Source organism: Paragemmobacter ruber (assembly GCF_009908315.1).
GTDB classification, from domain to species: Bacteria; Pseudomonadota; Alphaproteobacteria; order Rhodobacterales; family Rhodobacteraceae; genus Paragemmobacter; species Paragemmobacter ruber.
Map to the genome: position 1 here is coordinate 1 of NZ_JAAATW010000019.1, position 523 is coordinate 523.

Consider the following 523-nt stretch of genomic DNA (forward strand, 5'->3'; position numbering starts at 1 on the left):
CAGATCTGCTTCATGGCATCGTTCCTCCGGACCGTCAGCCAGGTCGAGCGGTTCGGGATCCTCATGGACCGCCATCGCTGGACCGATACGCCCTGCGGATACAAAGCCGCCCGCACGATCACCCAGGCTCTGCTAAGCAGAGGAAACGTGCTGAAGGTGGCACGACCCCGCAGGGGAATGGTACCGTCTACAGGTGCTCGGACGCATTCCAGGAGCGTCTAGAGGGCTGGAAAGGGCAACTGCGCTTCAAACGCGCGCGGCCCCATCCGATAGAGGTGCGGGAGCCAAAGAGAGACCATTGGGGGTCGTTCAAGAAGAAGCGTCTGCCACTTAGCGACTTTCCATCGGAGATCGTTCGGCACCATCAGCAGATCGTCCTGCGCCTTAATGATCGGCTGTCCGGGCACACGCTTGCCGATGCGCTGGGGACACCTCTGGAGACAACGCTGCGCCGCATCTTCACTGGGGATCTGATGAATGGTGGGGGTCTCTTCGCCAACTACCAGAACCTCCCCGAGGCAGA

The 523-nt window shown here is 61.0% G+C and carries 1 protein-coding gene; it reads left to right on the forward strand.

The window, feature by feature from the left end; translation table 11 throughout:
- Positions 1 to 275: 275 nt before the first annotated feature.
- Positions 276 to 523: hypothetical protein (locus GU920_RS19660; RefSeq protein WP_235933423.1), on the forward strand; the 248-nt coding region annotated here is incomplete at its 3' end.